General features: G+C 69.4%; 1 protein-coding gene. It reads left to right on the forward strand.

The genetic code is table 11. The annotated features are described in order from the left end of the window. Positions 1-1301, forward strand: a 1301-nt coding sequence (locus DMX12_RS28790) for a condensation domain-containing protein (RefSeq protein WP_256599250.1), incomplete at both ends; no start/stop codon positions are given.

A 1301-nucleotide genomic window follows, 5' to 3' on the forward strand; every position in this document is an offset into this window, starting at 1 on the left:
TTGCTGCCGTTCCAGCAGTGGTTCTTCGCCCAGCGCATGAGCGAGCCGCAGCACTGGAACCAGTCGCTGTTGCTGCGCGGCACCGAAACGGTGGATGCCGCCGCATTGGAGCAGGCGCTGCTTGCACTGTACGCCCAGCATGACGCCCTGCGCCTGCGCTTTGCCGACGGCAGCGCTGAGCACGGTCCGCTGCAACCGGCCCAGCCATTGCTGTGGCGTGCCGCACTGCGCAGCGCCGAGGAAATCGAGGCGACCTGCGAAGAGGCCCAGCGTAGCCTGGACCTGGCCCAGGGCCCGCTGTTGCGTGCAGTGCTGATCGAGCTGGCCGACGGTGGCCAGCGCCTGCTGCTGGTGATCCACCACCTGGTGGTCGATGGCGTGTCCTGGCGCGTGCTGCTGGAAGACCTGCACGATGCCTACCGCCAGGCCCTGGCGGGCAGCACGCCGAAACTGCCGGCCAAGACCAGCGCCTTCAAGGCCTGGGGCGAACGCCTGCAGCAGCATGCCGCAAGCCTGGGCAACGAGCTGGCCTACTGGCAAGGGCAACTGACCGGTGCGCCGCAGGGCCTGCCCGAGGCCGAGCCGGGCGCCAGCCTGCAGAACCGTCACCGCCAGAGCGTGCAGGCACGCCTGGGTGCCGAGCTGACCCGGCGCTTGCTGCAACAGGCCCCGGCGGCCTACCGCACCCAGGTCAACGACCTGCTGCTGACTGCCTTGGCCCGGGTGGTGTGCCGCTGGAGCGGCGCCGATTCGGCGCTGGTGGAACTGGAAGGCCATGGCCGCGAAGACCTGTTTGATGACATCGACCTGAGCCGTACGGTGGGCTGGTTCACCAGCGCCTACCCGGTGCGGCTGACCCCGGCCGCCGAGCTTGGCGCCTCGATCAAGCAGGTCAAGGAACAACTGCGCGGCGTGCCGCACAAAGGCATCGGTTTCGGTGTTTTGCGCTACCTGGGCGACGAGGCTGCGCGCACGTGCCTGGCCGAGCTGCCGGTGCCGCGCATCACCTTCAACTACCTGGGCCAGCTCGATGGCCAGTTCGATGAGCGGGCGCTGTTCGTGCCGGCCGCCGAAAGTGCAGGTGAGGAGCAGAGCCCGCTGGCGCCGCTGGGCAACTGGCTGGTGCTCAATGGCCAGGTGTATGGCGGCGAGCTGAGCCTGGCGTTCAGCTTCAGCGGGCAGATGTTCGCCCGCGCGACCATCGAGCGGCTGGCGCGGGCCTACGAGGCGGAGCTGGCGGCGCTGGTCGAGCACTGCCAGGCACCGCAAGGGCTGACGCCGTCGGACTTCCCGCTGGCGGG

It is taken from the genome of Pseudomonas sp. MB-090624, from assembly GCF_003205245.1.
Taxonomy (GTDB): Bacteria; Pseudomonadota; Gammaproteobacteria; order Pseudomonadales; family Pseudomonadaceae; genus Aquipseudomonas; species Aquipseudomonas juntendi.